Here is a 16667-nt window from a genome sequence, read left to right as displayed (position 1 = left end):
TGACGAGCGACCAGCCCGGGCAGGTGGCGTCCGCGACGCCGCCTGCACCGGGCCGGTCCCGCCGCCTGAGCGACCGCGGGCTCGCTGTGGCTTTCACCTCGCCCGCGCTGCTGCTGTTGCTCGCCATGTCGGTGTTCCCGTTGCTGTGGGCGTTGTACCTGTCTTTCACCGACTACTCGGCCACCCGCGGGGGGCCGGCCGATTTCGTCGGGTTCGGCAACTACACCGCCATCCTGGCTTCGGAGCAGGTCCACCTGAGGGCCTTGACGACGTTGATCTACGTGGTCGGCGCGGTCACCCTGCAGACCGTGCTCGGTTTCGCCATCGCCTACCTGATCTCACGGCGCACGCACGGGCGGGGACTGCTGACCACGCTGTTCCTGGTTCCGATGATGCTGTCGCCGGTCGTGGTCGGGCTGTTCTGGCGATTCATGCTCGACGCCCAGTTCGGCGTGATCAACAGCATGCTCGGCTCGCTCGGCCTGGGGCAGGTGGAGTGGCTCACCGGGCAGCGAACGGCACTGATCTCCCTGATCCTGGTCGACACCTGGCAGTGGACGCCGTTCATCATGCTCATCGCACTCGCGGGCCTCACCGCGGTTCCCAAGTACTTGTACGAGGCCGCCTCGATCGATCGGGCGTCCGAGTGGTTCCGGTTCCGCACCATCACTCTTCCGCTGGTGTGGCCGCTGCTCCTCATCGCCGTGCTGTTCAGGGCCATCGAGGCCTTCCGGCTGTTCGACCTCGTCTACATCCTCACCAGCGGAGGTCCGGGGGTCTCCACCGAGACGTTGTCGTTCCACGTCTACAAGGTCGCGTTCCTGGGCTTCAACACCGGAACCGCCTCGGCGTACGGGATCCTGATGGTCCTCGTCGTCATCGTCCTCACGCAGCTCTACCTGCGCTACTTGAACAAGCTCAAGGAGGACTGATGGCAGTCTCCGTCGACGAGGCCGTGTCCACGCGTCCTGCCAGGGATCGCACGCCCCTCGCGCGCCGCTTCGGCGGCCGGGGCCGCTCCGTGCTGGAGGTCGCGCTGCTGACCGTGCTGGCCGTCGTGATGCTCTTCCCGGTGCTGTGGATGATCGAGACGTCCATCAAGGAGAACCGGGACGTCTACGCCATCCCGGCCAAGTTCTTCGACTTCCAGGTCACCCTGGACCATTTCAAGGACGTGTTCGTCGCCTCCGGCGGCGGTCGCTCGACCTTGTCCGTCGCGTTCCTCAACTCCGTCGTGGTCGCCGGGGCCTCCACGGCGCTGGCCACCGTGCTGGGGGTCCCGGCGGCCTGGGCCTACTCACGCTTCGCCGTGAAGGCCAAGAAGGACCAGCTGTTCTTCATCCTGTCCACCCGCTTCATGCCGCCCGTGGTGGTCGTGATCCCGATCTTCCTCATGTACCGCCAAGTCGGGCTCATCGACACCAAGCTCGGCCTGATCCTCATCTACGCCGCGTTCAACGTCCCGTTCACGATCTGGATGATGAAGGGGTTCGTCGACGAGGTGCCCGCGGAGTACGAGGATGCCGCCATGCTCGACGGCTACACCCGATTGCAGGCGTTCTGGCGATTCACCCTTCCCCTGCTCCTGCCCGGCATCGCCGCGACGGCGGTCTTCGCCCTCATCTTCTCGTGGAACGAGTTCGTGTTCGCCATCTTCCTCACCTCCAGCGACAGCGTGCGGACGGCCCCACCCGCCATCGCCGGCCTCATCGGCGGAACCACCGTGGACTGGGGTCTGGTGGCCGCCGCCTCCGTGGTGTTCGCCCTGCCGGTGCTCGTCTTCGCCTACCTGGTGCGCAAGCACCTCGTCGCCGGTGTGACGCTCGGGGCGGTGCGACGCTGATGGCGGGCATCGAGGTGACAGCCCTGCACAAGCGCTACCCGGACGGGACGGTCGCGGTCGATCACGTGGACCTGTCCATCCGCGACGGCGAGCTGTTCGTGATGCTCGGTCCTTCGGGCTGCGGCAAGACGACCACGCTGCGGGCCATAGCCGGCCTGGAGAGGCAGACGACGGGCGACATCCGCATCGGCGACACGCTGGTCAACGACCTGCCGCCCGCCGAGCGCGACATCGCCATGGTGTTCCAGTTCTACGCTCTCTACCCGCATCTGAGAACCCGCGACAACCTGGCGTTCCCCCTGCGGGCCGAGGGACTGCCCAAGGCGGAGGTACGCGAACGGGTCGACGAGGCCGCCCGGCTGATGCGGCTCGGCCCGCTCCTGGACCGGCGGCCGCGCCGGCTGTCCGGCGGGGAGCAGCAGCGCGTCGCGCTTGCCCGCGCCCTGGTGCGACGGCCGCGCGCATTCCTCATGGACGAACCTCTCACCAATCTGGACGCGGAGCTGAGAGCGGACATGCGCACGGAGATCAAGCACCTGCAGGGGGAGCTGGGGACGACGATGGTCTACGTCACCCACGACCAGGTCGAGGCCATGTCGCTCGGTCACAGAATCGCCATTCTCAACAAGGGCCGCGTCGAGCAGATCGGCACGCCGCTGGAGGTCTACGACCGTCCGGCGAGTCTCTTCTGCGCCGCGTTCATCGGCTCCCCGCCGATGAACCTGATCGAGGTGGAGGTGGCCGACGGGAAGCTGCGCAGCAAGGACGGACTGGTCTTCACGCCACCGCCAGGCCTGCCGCGCGACCGTCGCCTGGTCGCGGGCGTCCGGCCGGAGGCGCTGGAAGTCACAGAACCAGGGGCGGAACGTTCGGTCCCGGCCCGCCTGGTCTCGGCGGAGTGGCTCGGCGACGAGATCATCTACGTGGTCGACCACGGCGGCCGGCACGACGTACGGGTTCGGATGCCACCGACTGTCCGTTTCGCCGCTGACGCGCCGGTCGGGCTGCGGCACATCGGCGGGACCCCGGCGGTCTACGACGTGAGCACGGAAGAGCTGGTGGCCTGATGGGAACCGTGGCAGTGCACGGGCTGCGCAAGTCCTTCGGCAAGGTCCAGGCCCTGGACGGGGTGACGCTGGACGTGCCCGACGGATCGTTCTTCGTCGTGCTCGGCCCCTCCGGGGCAGGCAAGACGACGACCCTGCGAGCGATCGCCGGCCTGGAGAAGCTGGACGCCGGGTCGGTGCATCTGGACGGGAGGGACGCGACCGGTGACACCCCGGCCGCACGCGACCTGGCCATGGTCTTCCAGAACTACGCCCTCTACCCGCGACACACGGCGTACGAGAACATCGCTTCCCCGCTGCGGGCACGCCGCTGTTCGGCGAGCGAGATCGCCACCGCCGTCGAGCGGATCTCGGGCCTGCTGCACATCGAACGTCTGCTGCGGCGCCGTCCGGCGCAGTTGTCGGGCGGCGAGATGCAGCGCGTCGCCCTGGCCCGGGCGCTGGTACGCCGCCCTCGCGCGTTTCTCATGGACGAGCCGCTGACGAACCTCGATCTCAAGCTCCGCGTCGAGATGCGCACCGAGCTCGCCCGCATCCACCGGAGCCTCGGAGCGACCTTCGTCTACGTGACCAACGACCAGGTCGAGGCCCTGTCCATGGCCGACCAGGTCGCGGTACTCAAGGAGGGGAAGGTGCAACAGGTCGGAACGCCGACCGAGGTGTACGAGCGTCCGGCCAATCAGTGGGTCGCGGGATTCGTGGGGAGCCCGCCGATCAGCCTGCTCCCCTGCCACGCCGAGGGAGATCGTCTGGTCGGGGCGGAAGGCTGGACGCTGCCGCGGCCCCGCTGGACCACGGCCGAGGACGGTCGTCCGCTGCTGCTGGGCCTGCGCGCGGAGGACCTGTCCGTCGAGCAGCGGGGGGACGCGTCGTTGTCAGGTGAGCTCTACGGCCTTGAGCCGCTCGGTGACCGGACGGTGGTCGACGTCCGAGTGGGGACGGAGATCCTCAAGGTCAAGGCACGAGCCACCGTCACCGGTACGCCGGGCGAGCGGCTGCTCGTCACGGTCGACCTGGACCGCGCGCACCTGTTCGACGCGGGCACCGGGCTGGCGCTGTCCGAGGCCGGGCGGTAGTCACGCCGGACAGCACCAGGAACATCACAGGAGGCGACGCAATGAGTGACCCGATGAACGTCCTGGCCCCCGAGCACCGGCGGCTCCGGATCGGCGACGCCTGGCGCGACGCCGCCGGCGGAGCCACCTTCGTCGTCGAGGATCCGGCCACAGGCAAGACCATCGCCGAGGTGGCGGACGCCGACGTCGTCGACGGGCTCGTCGCTCTGGACGCGGCCGGCGAGGCGATGACGGAGTGGGCGGCGACCCCGCCGCGAAAACGGTCAGAATTGTTGACCGCGACGTACCGGGCACTGACCGAGCGATCCGAGGAGGTCGCCCGGCTGATAACGCTCGAGATGGGCAAGCCGCTCGCCGAGGCCCGGGGAGAGGTGGCCTACGGCGCCGAGTTCTTCCGTTGGTTCGCCGAGGAGGCGGTGCGCGTCGAGGGGCGCTACAACACCGCTCCCGCTGGTGGATATCGCATCCTCACCGTGCCGAAGCCGGTCGGACCGTGCGTCTTCGTGACGCCCTGGAACTTTCCGTTGGCCATGGGCGCCCGCAAGATCGCTCCTGCGCTGGCGGCGGGCTGCACGACGATCACCAAGCCGGCGGCCCAGACGCCACTCACCATGCTGTTCCTGGCCCGCATCATGGAGGAGGCCGGAGTTCCCCCGGGCGTCGTCAACGTCGTGACGACCAGGCGCGCCGGCGAGGTGGTCTCAGCGCTGCTGGCCGACAGCCGGACCCGCAAGCTCTCGTTCACCGGGTCGACCGAGGTCGGGCGCGTGCTCCTCCGGCAGGCGGCGGGCAACGTGCTGCGCACCTCCATGGAGCTGGGCGGCAACGCGGCCTTGATCGTGTGTGCCGACGCGGACCTGGACGTCGCGCTCGACGGTGCCATGGTGGCCAAGATGCGCAACATCGGGGAATCGTGCATCGCGGCCAACCGCATCTACGTCGAGGAGCCCGTACGGGAGGAGTTCGCGGCGCGCTTCGCCGAGCGGATGGGCGCGCTCTCGATGGGCCACGGTCTCGACGACGGCGTGGACGTCGGGGCGTTGATCGACGAGGCGTCGGTCACCAAGATCGACAAGCTCGTCGCCGACGCGGTCGATCGCGGCGCCCGTGTCTTGGTGGGCGGCGGGCGTCCGGACGGGCCGGGCCACTTCTACCCGCCCACGGTCCTCGTCGACGTGCCCGAGGACGCGCGGATGCTGGCAACGGAGATCTTCGGCCCGGTGGCGCCGATCATCTCGTTCACCTCCGACGACGAGGTGATGGCGAAGGCCAACGACACCGAGCACGGCCTCGTCGGATACGTCTTCACCCGCGACCTCCAGCGGGCGCTCCGGTTCACCGAGGGGCTGGAGACGGGGATGGTCGGTATCAACCGTGGTCTGATCTCGGACCCGTCAGCTCCGTTCGGAGGCGTGAAGCAGTCCGGGATCGGCAAGGAGGGGTCGCACGAGGGCATCCATGAATACCTCGACATCACCTACGCGGCGATCGACCTACCGTGACCGGCCCGCTGCTCCAGGTGCCCGGGGACGCCGTCGGCTCCGCCGGTGCGCGCGCCACGGACGCGGCCGCGGCGGTGGACGGGGCGATCGCCGTCCCGGTCTCGCAGGTGAGCTGGACGTCCGTCCAGCACATCACCGCCGACGCTCCAGAGAGGCACTGACATGCTTGAGACCGTCCGCGCACCACGCCAGCTGATAGTGGGCGAAGGGGTCGCGCAGAACATCCCGCGAGTGGTGGCCGAGTGTGGCTCGCGCGTCCTCATCGTGACCGACCGGGTTCTTCTGGGGCAGCCGGGCGTGGCCGAGATCGTGGCCGCCGTGCGGGAGAAGGTCGAAGTCGTCGAGGTGTTCGCCGACGCGAGTCCCGACGTGCCACTCGCCGATGTCGCCCTGGCCGTCTCGGTCGCCGCAGAGGTGGACGCCGACGCCATCCTCGCCATCGGCGGTGGCACGGTGATCGACCTCGCCAAAATCGTCGGCGTCATCCGGTGCCATGGTGGGACGCCGCGCGACTTCTACGGCGAGTCGAAGGTGCCCGGGCCGACGATTCCTCTCGTCGCGGTCCCGACGACGTCAGGCACCGGCTCCGAGCTCACGCCCGTCTCGGTGTTGACCGACCCTGACCGCGAGCTGAAGGTGGGGGTCTCCAGCGTCCACATCGTGCCCGACTTCGCCATCGTCGACCCCGAGCTCACCTACACCTGCCCGGCGACCGTCACTGCCCACTCCGGCATCGACGCGTTCTGCCACGCGGTGGAGAGCTACACCGCGCGGCCCCGGGCCCACGGCCCACGCGACCCGGTGGAGCAGGTCTTCCTCGGCCGCAACTCGATCACCGATCACTACGCGCTCCTGGCCGCGGAACGGATCGCCCGCAGCCTGCCCCATGTCGTCAGGGACGGAGGCGACAAGGAAGCGCGCGCGGACATGTCCTACGGGTCCATGCTGGCCGGGCTCGCGTTCTCCCACGCGGGCAACGCGGCTCCGCACGCCCTCCAGTACCCCATCGGAGCCGCCACCCACACACCGCACGGCCTGGGCGTCGGGCTGCTGCTGCCCTACGCGCTGGACGCGGCCAGGGACGCCATCGGCGACCGGTTGGCCATCCTCGCCGAGGTGTGCGGGCTCGATGTGACCGACGCCTCGGACGCCGAGGCCGCAGATGCGTTCCTCACCTGGCTCGACGGGCTCCTTGCCGACATCGGCATCCCCGCCACCTTGGCGGACATCGGCGTGGCACGCGCTGACCTCCCGCGCTTCGCGGAGATGGCCAGTGGTGTCACCCGCTTGATCCAGAACCATCCAGGCCCGACCGACACCGCCAGCCTGACCGCGATCCTCGAAGCGGCCTGGCTGGGGGACCGAAACCGACGCGTCCTGACTCCGGAGGATAAATAGTGACAGGCCTTTAATGTGAAGTATCGGGAATTGTCAGCGATGCCTTAACGGGAGCCCTCTATTCTCAGGCATGGCGCGCGGCCGCATGCCCACCCGGCCGGCCAAGGCGCAAAATCCATAATGGCCACCGTGCTATTTCGCTCATGACGTATGGATGCCCGAAAATCGGCCGCAGAGGTCGAAGGAGGCGGAGATTCCGGTCTTGTGGCCATCCACTCGCGCGTCGAGCAGCATCTGCACGGGAACGGAGAGCGTGCGGATCTCCGCCGGGGCGGCGGCCACCTGCGGCCGTCGCCCCGGCGTAACGGCGTCACTCGGAGGAGAAGGCGGCGTCGAAGGCGGCGGCCGGCGGGGTGATGGCGTTGAGCGAGCGGATGTAGGCGAGGGATTCCGGCGCGCCGTGCAGCCGGTCCATGCCCGCGTCCTCCCACTCGATGGAGATCGGGCCGTCATAGCCGATGTGGTTGAGCGCCCGGAAGCACGCCTCCCACGGCACGTCGCCCCGGCCGGTGGACACGAAGTCCCAGCCGCGCCTGGGGTCGGCCCAGGCCAGGTGGGAGGACAGGCGGCCGCGCCGTCCGTCGCGGGTGGCGACGCGGGCGTCCTTGCAGTCCACGTGGTAGACGCGGTCGGCGAAGTCGAGGATGAAGTTCGCCGGGTCCAGGTCCTGCCACACCATGTGTGAGGGGTCCCAGTTCAGGCCGAAGGCCGGCCGGTGCCCGATGGCCTCCAGCGTGCGCACCGTCGTGTGGTAGTCGTAGGCGATCTCGCTGGGGTGCACCTCGTGGGCGAAGCGCACGCCGACCTCGTCGAAGACGTCGAGGATCGGGTTCCAGCGGTCGGCGAAGTCGGCGTACCCCGCCTCGATCATGGACGGGGGCACCGGTGGGAACATCGCCAGCGTGTGCCAGATCGACGAGCCGGTGAAGCCGACGACGGTGTCGACGCCGAGCGCGCGGGCGGCCCTGGCGGTGTTCTTCATCTCCTCGGCGGCGCGCTGCCGCACGCCTTCCGGCTCGCCGTCGCCCCAGACGCGGGCGGGCAGGATGCCCTTGTGGCGCTCGTCGATGGGGTGGTCGCAGACGGCCTGGCCGACGAGGTGGTTGGAGATCGTCCACACGCCGAGGTTGTACTTGGCCAGGGTCTCCTTCCTGCGTTCGACGTAGGAGTCGTCCGCGACGGCCTTGTCGACCTCGAAGTGGTCGCCCCAGCAGGCGATCTCCAGGCCGTCGTAGCCCCATTCGGAAGCCAGCCGGCAGACCTCCTCGAACGGCAGGTCCGCCCACTGCCCGGTGAACAACGTGATCGGTCTCGTCATGAATCCTCCACCATCGTGAAGCGGCTGCCTCAGCCGCACTCTGCTCGACGGCCGCCGGCACGCGCCGCACCCGCAGGCCGTCCTCGAAGGACGGGGAGGGGCCGGCGCCGGCGGCGATCGCCTCCAGGAAGTCCTTCGTCTCGTGGACGAAGGCGTGCTCGTACCCGAGTCCGTGGCCGGACGGCCACCGGGCGCCCGAGTACGGGTGGTCCGGCTCGGTGACCTGCACCCGCCTGAACCCTTGCTCGGCGCTGCCGAGGGGGTGGTCGTGGCCACAGGTCGTGCACGGCCTCGAAGCCGGAGGTCAGGCTGCCCAGGGCGGGTGGCGATGCCGTGACGCATCGCCGCGGCCGGCGGGGCCGGCCGTACGGGGGAGGCGTCGCGCACGCCGGGGAACTGCTTGACGATTCCCCGCATCACGAGCAGGGACGAGGAGCCGGATGCTGACCGCGGCACAGGGCCTCCTCGGTTCGGTGGGGCCGTGCCCCGCCCGCCTGACGGCACCGGTTGGCACCGCCGCGATGGCACCGAGGTCGGCGTCGACGGTGCCGCTGCGGCTCTGGCGGCCGATCAGGCGGGCGGGACGTTCTGGGGCGGAAGGGCACGGGAAAGGCATGGGAAAGGCATGGGAAAGGCACGGTGGGCAGGGACACGGCGGCGTCCGTCCGCCGGACGGCATGCGCCGTGGCCGCGGCACGCGGAAGGTGCGGAACAGCGATCAGGCGGGCGGAAGGTGCGGAGGACGGGGGCGGGTCAGGGCGAGCGGGGAGAGCGGACCGTCGGAGTTCCCTCGATGGCTCCGACGGCCGGAGACGTCCGGATGGAGATGCTGGTGGGGCCGGTTCGGGCTGCGCCGCGCCGATCCCGGGCCACCGGCCGGCCTCGGCGTGCGGATCTCCGTCGGCTCGGCGCTGCTCGATCTCGGCCAGGCGCTCCTCCGTGTCGCGGACGACCTGCGGGCCGGTGCCGTACGGGCGGTCCGGGGTGGCCGTGCCCACCAGCGCGGCCGGCCCGACCTCGGTCTCCCGGCAGCAGAGGCGGCCGCAGCGGCACCGTGCGCCGGACGGATCGATCATGGCATGGCCGATCCCCGCGAACCCGTCCGCTCCGCCCAGGAGCCGGCCGCCGGAGATGACGACGCCACCGACGCCCACCTCGGCGGTGAGGCAGGCAAGGTCGGGGATGCCCGTCGCGACGCCCGAGGTGTACTCGGCGATGTGGTCGACGTTGACCTCCACGCCCAGGGAGCCGCCTAGGGCGAGCGCGACACCCGGGAGGCCGACGGAGCCCGCGTGCTGAGGGCCCCGTCTCGTTGACGGGGCTGGTGACGGTGGCTTTGTTCAGCCTGGTCGCGACGGTGACGGCCGGCAGGGAGCACGGGTTGTTCGCGCTCACATGACGCGGCACGAGGGCGGGGTCGGGGCGCATGGTGGCCTGGTCCGCGAGGGCTCCCGCGGGTCCGTCGCGACTCGCCGAGTCGGTCGCGTGGCGATCGCCCAGGTTGTGGTCCACGCTCCTCCTCGATCAGTGCGGATGGCTAGCCGAATTAAAGGGGCCGACCTCTGATGACACAAGAGGGAAACCGGTTGCAATGTGTGTAACGTTCCGATAACTGGCGCCGGAGTGGTCGCTGAAATGCGGGGATTTCGGCGATGCCAACTCGTTACGGATGTGAGGGGTGCACATTCCTGCATCCGCGTGTTACAACTGCAATTAATTGATGTCAAAGATAAACAAAGGGGCGGGTGGTACCCATGACGTACAAGCCGCCCAACCGTGCTCCGGGCGGCGCTCCGCCGGCGGGTCTCGCCGCGCTGCGCCGGGCCAACCTCTCCCTGGTGCTGCGCGAGCTGCGCGACCACAAGTCCCTGTCCCGCGCCCACATCGCCGAGGCGACCGGGCTGCACCGGGCCACCGTGTCCAACCTCATGGCCGAGCTCCTCGAACGGCGTCTGGTACGCGAGGTCGGCGTCGAGCACGTCGGCGCGGTCGGCCGCCCCAGACGGGCGGTCGCGCTGCACGGCGCGCACGTCGGCGCCCTCGGCATGGAGATCAACGTCGACTACATCGCGGTCCACGGCACCGACCTCAGCGGCCGGATCCTGGTCGAGCGCCGGGTCGTCCACGACGCCATGGGCAGCGGCCCGGACAGCGCCGTGCGCCGGCTCGGGCTCGTGGCCAAGGAGGCCGTGGAGGCCATGCGGCGGGCCGGAGCGTCGCCCGCCGGCATCGTGGTGGCGGTCCCCGGGCTCGTGGACGTGGTACGCGGCGTCGTGACGCTCGCGCCGAACCTCTACTGGCACGACCTGCCGCTGGCCGACCAGCTGAGCTCCCTGCTGAGCCCGCTGCGCGTGCCCGTGCGGGTGGACAACGACGCGAACCTCGCCGCGCTGGCCGAATACACCTCCGGCGTCGCCGCCGGCACTCCGTACCTGGTGTACCTCACCGGAGAGGTCGGGGTCGGCGGCGGCATCATCCTGGGCGGCGAGCTCCTGCGCGGCGCGGACGGATTCTCCGGCGAGGTCGGGCATCTGCAGGTGGACCCGAACGGCGCCCAGTGCGGCTGCGGCCGCATCGGGTGCTGGGAGACCAAGGTCGGCCTGGCCGCGCTCGTCCGCGCGGCCATGCCCGAGCAGGCCTACGGGCTGCCCGGCATGCCGATGCCCGACCCCGGCGAACGGGTGGCCGACCTCGCCAGGGGCCTGGCCTCCGGCGACCGGCGAATGACGACGGCGGTGGCGCAGGTCGGCGAGTGGCTCGGGCTCGGCGGCTCGATCCTGGCCAACCTGTTCAACCCGCGCGTGATCGTCATCGGCGGCTACTTCGCCTCGCTGGCGCAGTGGCTGCTGCCGCATGCGCAGGATCAGCTGCAACGGCTCGTGGTGGCCGCTCCCGCCGCCCAGTGCCGGTTCGTCGCCTCCACTCTCGGCTTCGGCGCCGCCTCTCGCGGCGCCGCCAGCATGGTGGTCAGCGACATCATCGACGACCCGACGACGATCATGGATTCATCGCCCCGGCCGGTACCTCACTGACGGCCCCACATGCCTGGAGACGGCACCCTCCAGCACCCCGCACCATCCGCTACCCACCAAGTGGCAACAGCGCGGCGGCGCGCGCCTTTGCCTGACGTCCCCCCGGTCAGGAAGGGTTTTCCATGTCACCACGTCATCGAACGTGGGCCAGGCTGCTCAACGCGGTCCTGCCAGCACGCGGACGACGCCCGAGGCGCCGGACCGTGACGACGATGGCCTTGGCCCTCGTCGCCCCCTTCGTCACCCTCCTCGCGGCGCCCGTGAGCGCCGAGGCCGCCACGGCGGCCGAGCCCGCGTTCAAGGTGCTCGTCTTCTCGAAGACGACAGGCTTCCGGCACGACTCGATCCCCGAGGGCATCGCGGCCGTGCAGAAACTCGGCGAGGAGAACAACTTCGCGGTCGACACCACCGAGGACAGCGCGCTGTTCACGGACCAGAACCTGGCCCAGTACCAGGCCGTGGTCTTCATGTCCACGACCGGTGACCCGCTGGGCACGCAGGACCAGAAGGACGCCTTCCAGCGCTACATCCAGAACGGCGGTGGCTTCGTCGGCGTCCACGCCGCCGCCGACAGCGGCTACGACTGGGCCTGGTACGGCAAGCTGGTCGGGGCGTACTTCAAGTCGCACCCGGCGATCCAGCAGGCCACGGTCAAGGTCGAGGATCCGGCGCACCCGTCCACGAAGGACCTGCCGGCGACCTGGACCCGTACCGACGAGTGGTACGACTACCAGGCCAACCCGCGCGGCACGGTGCACGTGCTGACGTCGATGGACGAGAAGTCCTACACCGGCGCCACGATGGGCGCCGACCACCCGAACACCTGGTGCCACGACTACGACGGCGGCCGTTCCTGGTACACCGGGCTCGGCCACCTCAAGGAGAACTACAGCGAGCCCAACTTCCTGAAGCTGCTCCTCGGCGGCATCCAGACCGCCGCCGGCGCGGTCAGGGCCGACTGCTCGGCCTCGCAGAGCAGCAGCTTCGAGAAGGTCACGCTCGACGACAACACCTCGAACCCGATGATGGTGGACGTCGCCGAGGACGGCCGGGTCTTCTACATCGACCGGCTCGGCGATGTCAAGATCATCAAGCCGTCCGGCGGCACGGTGACGGCGGCGCGGCTGGACGTCTTCACCGCCAACGAGAGCGGCCTGCTCGGGCTCACGCTCGACCCCGACTTCGACACCAACCACTGGATGTACCTGTTCTACTCGCCCACCGGGACGAACGTCGACAGGCTGAGCAGGTTCACCGTCACCGGCGACACCCTGGACCTGGAGAGCGAGACGCGGATCCTCGACGTCCCGGTCCAGCGGGCCGAGTGCTGCCACCACGGCGGCGGCATGGTCATGGACCCCCGGACCGGCGATCTGTGGCTGGGCACGGGCGACAACACCAACCCGTTCGCCTCCGACGGCTACACGCCGATCGACGAGCGGTCCGGCCGCGCAAGCTGGGACGCCCAGCGCACCTCGGGCAACACCAACAGCCTCAGCGGCAAGCTGCTGCGGATCCACCCCGAGCCCGACGGCACCTACACCATCCCGTCCGGCAACCTCTTCCCGCCGGGCACGGAGAACACCAAGCCGGAGATCTACGGCATGGGCTTCCGCAATCCGTTCCGCATCGGCCTGGACCCGAAGACGGGCCACATCATGCTCGGCGAGTACGGCCCCGACGCCGGTTCGGCGAGCGCCACCCGGGGCCCGCAGAACACGGTCGAGTGGAACATCGTCTCCGAGCCGGGCAACTACGGCTGGCCCTACTGCGTCGGCGACAACACCCCGTACATCGACTACGACTTCGCCACCCAGCAGTCGGGGGCGCCGTTCAACTGCGCCGCGCCGGTCAACGACTCCCCGAACAACGACGGCCTCACCGACCTGCCCACGATGGTGCCCGCGACGATCTGGTACCACTACGCGGCCGACCCGCAGAACTTCCCGGAGCTGAGGGGCGGCGCGCCGATGGGCGGCCCGGTCTACCGCGCCGACCCGGACCTGCAGTCGGACGTGAAGTGGCCGGCGTACTGGGACGGCAAGGCCGTGTTCGGCGAGTGGAACAACGACCAGGTGTGGTCGTTCCAGCTCGACGAGAGCGGCACCGAGCTCGTGGAGATGAACCGCATCCTCGGCTCCCTGTCGTTCAAGAAGCCGATGGACATGAAGTTCGGCCCCGACGGCGCGCTGTACATGATCGAGTGGGGCTCCGGCTTCGGCGGCGACAACGCCGACTCCGGCATCTACCGGATCGATTACATCAAGGGCACCCGCCCGCCGATCGCCCGTGCCACGGCGGACAAGACGGACGGGCCGCTGCCGCTGGCCGTCACGTTCTCCAGCGAGGGCAGCCGGGACCCGGACGACGAGCCGCTCACGTTCGCGTGGGACCTCGACGGCGACGGCGACACCGACTCCACTGACCCCAACCCCTCCTACACCTACGAGGAGGGCGGCGACTACAACGTGGTCCTGACCGTCACGACCCCCGGCGGCAAGACCGCCACCGCCAGTGTCGCGATCAGCGCGGGCAACACCCGTCCCACCGTCACGGTGGACCTCCCGCCGAACGGCGCCTTCTTCGAGTTCGGTGACCAGGTGAAGTTCAAGGTGACCGCCACCGACCCCGAGGACGGCACGATCGACTGCGACAAGGTGCAGATCCAGGCGATCCTCGGTCACGAGAGCCACGGCCACCCGCTCGACCAGCACACGGGCTGTGAGGGCACCCTGCAGACCCAGCAGGCCGGCCACGGCGAGTACGACAACCTCTTCTACGTGATCGAGGCCAGCTACACCGACGAGGGGGCCAACGGCGCCAAGCCCCTGACCGGGCGGGGCGAGACGCTCCTGCAGCCCAAGCGCAAGCAGGCCGAGCACTTCACGCAGACCGGCCGGGTGGCCGACGGCGTGGGCACCGACACCGCGGGTGTCCAGGCCGAGACCACGAGCGACCCGCAGGGCGGCAATCAGCACATCGGGTTCGTCCAGGACGGCGACTGGTGGTCGTTCGACCCGGTGAACCTGTCGAACGTCACCGCGCTCCGGTTACGCGCCTCCTCGGGCGGCGCCGGCGGCACCGTCCAGGTCAGGGCGGGTGACCCCGAGACCGGCACGCTGGTCGGCTCGGCCGAGGTGACGCCCACCGGCGGCTGGCAGACGTTCACCGACGTCACGCTCGACGTGACCGGCGCGCCGGCGGAGAGCGGACCGCTGTACTTCGTCGTGCGTAAGCCGGCGAGCGCGGCGAACGACGCCTACCTGGCGAACTTCAACTGGGTGGACTTCGTCGGCAAGGGCGCCACGGACAACCAGCGTCCGGTCGTGACCGCGACGGCGACACCGGCGACGGGCGTCGCCCCGCTGACGGTCGACTTCGAGGCGACGGCCACCGACCCGGAAGGCGACCCGATCGCCTACAAGTGGAACTTCGGCGTGAACGGCGCGCCGGAGCCCACCACGGCCGAGGCGAGCCACACCTACACCGCGCCGGGCACCTACACGGCCGTGGTGACCGTGTCCGATGACAAGGGCGCGTCGGCCACCGCGCAGGTCCAGGTCAAGGTGGACGCGCCGGCCGCGGTGTGCTTCACCGGACGTTCCGACGACTTCCTGGGCGACCAGCTCGACCGGGACCGCTGGTCGGTCATCAGGGAGAACCAGGACCTCAGGGTCGCCGACGGCAAACTGGTGATCCCGACCTCGACCACCGACATCTACAGCACGGGTGGCAACACGCCGAACATCGTGGTGCAGCCGGCGCCGTCGGGCGCCTGGACCGCCACCGCCAAGCTCACGCTGGACGCGCGGGACGCGTACCAGCAGGCGGGTCTGATCATCTACGGCGACGACGACAACTACGCCAAGATGGTGCTGCAGGCGCGCTCCACCTCGGGTCCGAACCACGCCGACCGCATCTTCCAGTTCATCCGGGAGGAGAACGGCAGCCCCAACGAGGTGTCGCAGAGCAATACGGCCACTCTCGGGGACGCCTACCCCGACACGGTGTACGTGCGGTTCATCAGCGACGGAACGAACATCACCGCCCACTACTCCGCCGACGGCACCACGTTCACCGCGATGCCGCAGACCAAGCCGCTCGCCGGGATCACCGACCCGAAGATCGGCCTGATCTCGCTGGCGGGGGCCAACCACCCGGTGGTGGACGCGTCCTTCGACTGGTTCCACATCACGCCGGACGACAGTGCGACCGGGCCGGACCCGAACGACGAGTTCGACGGCACCGCGCTCGACGCCTGCCGCTGGACCGCGATCGTGCGCCCCGACGCCACGGCGATGCGCGTGAGCGACGGCAAGCTGGAGCTCGACACCACGACAGGTGACATCTACGGGACCGACAACACCGGCCCGGAGAACCTCATCCTGCAGCCGGCCCCGAGCGGCGACTGGACGCTGGAGACCAAGGTGGACGCCTCGGCACTCAACGAGCAGTACCAGCAGGGCGGCCTCATGGTGTACACCGGCGACGACGACTACGTGAAGCTCGACTTCCTCACCACCAACGCGGCCGGGTCGACAGTGGCGCGGAGCATCGAGCTGCGCAGCGAGGTCGGCGGCACCGTGCAGAGCCCGCAGCCACAGGTGAACAACCTCACCACCGGCATCTGGTGGCTGCGGCTCAAGAAGGAGGGCGACACCTACTCCGGGTCCTACTCCGCCGACGGCGAGACCTGGACCGAACTGTCCGCCGCGGTGCAGAACAGCGCGGTGGCCACCGGCGCCAAGGTCGGCGTGTACACGATCGGCACCAACCAGTCGGCGTCGAAGAAGGTCACGTTCGACTACTTCCGCCTCACCAAGGCGGCGGCCGAGGACAAGACCGCGCCGGTGACGACGGCGACGACCGATCCGGAGGAGCCGGCGGGCGGCACGTTCACCGGCCCGGTGTCGGTCACGCTGCAGGCCACCGACGAGGACGGCGGCAGCGGGGTCGACAGGACCGAGTACCAGCTCGACGACGGCGACTGGACCGCCTACACCGGACCGGTCACCGTGACCGGCGACGGGCAGCACGAGCTGCGCTACCGCTCGGCCGACAAGGCGGGCAACGTCGAGGAGGCCAAGACGCTGACACTGACGATCTCGGCGTCCACGCCGCAGGTCGACCTGACGGTCTCCGCCTCGTCCCGCTGCATCGGCACCTCGGCGTACGTGGCGGTCACGGCCGTCAACGGCTCCGACGTGCCGGTGACGGTGACGCTGACCACCCCGTTCGGCTCGAAGACCGTGGCCGACGTGACCCCGGGCAAGCAGGCGTACCAGTCCTTCAACAGCCGGGCCGGGCAGATCGACGCCGGCACGGTGACCGTGAAGGGAGTCGCGACGATCGGCGGCGAGCAGGTCACCTCGTCGTACGACGCCGACTACCCGGCGCTCAGCTGCCGCTGACCGCACCGGCGGTGACCACT

The 16667-nt window shown here is 69.8% G+C and carries 11 protein-coding genes; 9 read left to right on the top strand and 2 right to left on the bottom strand.

What is annotated here, in order from left to right; translation table 11 throughout:
• The first annotated feature begins 86 nt into the window (after positions 1-86).
• Genes ABD999_RS20040 through ABD999_RS20010 form a run of 7 tightly spaced genes read left to right on the top strand, consistent with a single transcriptional unit; the run spans position 87 to position 6886 of the window.
• Complete coding sequence (locus tag ABD999_RS20040) at positions 87-932, top strand: carbohydrate ABC transporter permease (RefSeq protein WP_271279975.1); 846 nt, start codon at positions 87-89, stop codon at positions 930-932.
• A complete protein-coding gene (locus ABD999_RS20035; RefSeq protein ID WP_271279976.1) occupies positions 932-1843 on the top strand; it encodes a carbohydrate ABC transporter permease in 912 nt (303 codons plus the stop codon). Before ABD999_RS20040 ends, ABD999_RS20035 begins: the two co-directional genes overlap by 1 nt.
• Positions 1843-2910, top strand: coding sequence for an ABC transporter ATP-binding protein (locus ABD999_RS20030; protein WP_148032967.1), 1068 nt, complete (start codon positions 1843-1845; stop codon positions 2908-2910). Before ABD999_RS20035 ends, ABD999_RS20030 begins: the two co-directional genes overlap by 1 nt.
• Complete coding sequence (locus ABD999_RS20025) at positions 2910-3986, top strand: ABC transporter ATP-binding protein (protein ID WP_271279977.1); 1077 nt, start codon at positions 2910-2912, stop codon at positions 3984-3986. Before ABD999_RS20030 ends, ABD999_RS20025 begins: the two co-directional genes overlap by 1 nt.
• Positions 3987-4027: 41 nt before the next feature.
• Positions 4028-5488, top strand: coding sequence for an NAD-dependent succinate-semialdehyde dehydrogenase (locus ABD999_RS20020; protein ID WP_271279978.1), 1461 nt, complete (start codon positions 4028-4030; stop codon positions 5486-5488).
• Complete coding sequence (locus ABD999_RS20015; RefSeq protein WP_271279979.1) at positions 5485-5649, top strand: hypothetical protein; 165 nt, start codon at positions 5485-5487, stop codon at positions 5647-5649. The genes ABD999_RS20020 and ABD999_RS20015 overlap by 4 nt, the downstream gene beginning before the upstream one ends.
• Before the next feature lies 1 nt (position 5650).
• The gene (locus ABD999_RS20010; RefSeq protein ID WP_271279980.1) at positions 5651-6886 is read left to right on the top strand and encodes an iron-containing alcohol dehydrogenase; all 1236 of its coding nucleotides are present in this window, start codon (positions 5651-5653) and stop codon (positions 6884-6886) included.
• Between the two features lie 310 nt (positions 6887-7196).
• On the opposite strand, the gene ABD999_RS20005 is transcribed toward ABD999_RS20010, so the two are convergent.
• Both ABD999_RS20005 and ABD999_RS20000 read right to left on the bottom strand, forming a co-directional pair.
• Entirely contained in the window at positions 7197-8204 is a 1008-nt protein-coding gene (locus ABD999_RS20005; protein WP_271279981.1) for a sugar phosphate isomerase/epimerase family protein, read from the bottom strand.
• Between the two features lie 416 nt (positions 8205-8620).
• The gene (locus tag ABD999_RS20000; protein WP_271280271.1) at positions 8621-9442 is read right to left on the bottom strand and encodes an ROK family protein; all 822 of its coding nucleotides are present in this window, start codon (positions 9440-9442) and stop codon (positions 8621-8623) included.
• 516 nt (positions 9443-9958) lie between these two features.
• Here ABD999_RS20000 and ABD999_RS19995 point away from each other — a divergent pair.
• Both ABD999_RS19995 and ABD999_RS19990 read left to right on the top strand, forming a co-directional pair.
• Entirely contained in the window at positions 9959-11236 is a 1278-nt protein-coding gene (locus tag ABD999_RS19995; protein ID WP_271280270.1) for an ROK family transcriptional regulator, read from the top strand.
• A 212-nt stretch (positions 11237-11448) separates the two neighbouring features.
• On the top strand, positions 11449-16647 hold the full coding sequence (locus ABD999_RS19990) for a ThuA domain-containing protein (protein WP_345482826.1): 5199 nt from the start codon (positions 11449-11451) through the stop codon (positions 16645-16647).
• The last annotated feature ends 20 nt before the right edge of the window (positions 16648-16667 follow it).

The sequence above is a fragment of the Nonomuraea ferruginea genome, from assembly GCF_039540635.1.
Taxonomy (GTDB): Bacteria; Actinomycetota; Actinomycetes; order Streptosporangiales; family Streptosporangiaceae; genus Nonomuraea; species Nonomuraea ferruginea.
This window is presented reverse-complemented; position numbering and strand designations above follow the sequence as displayed.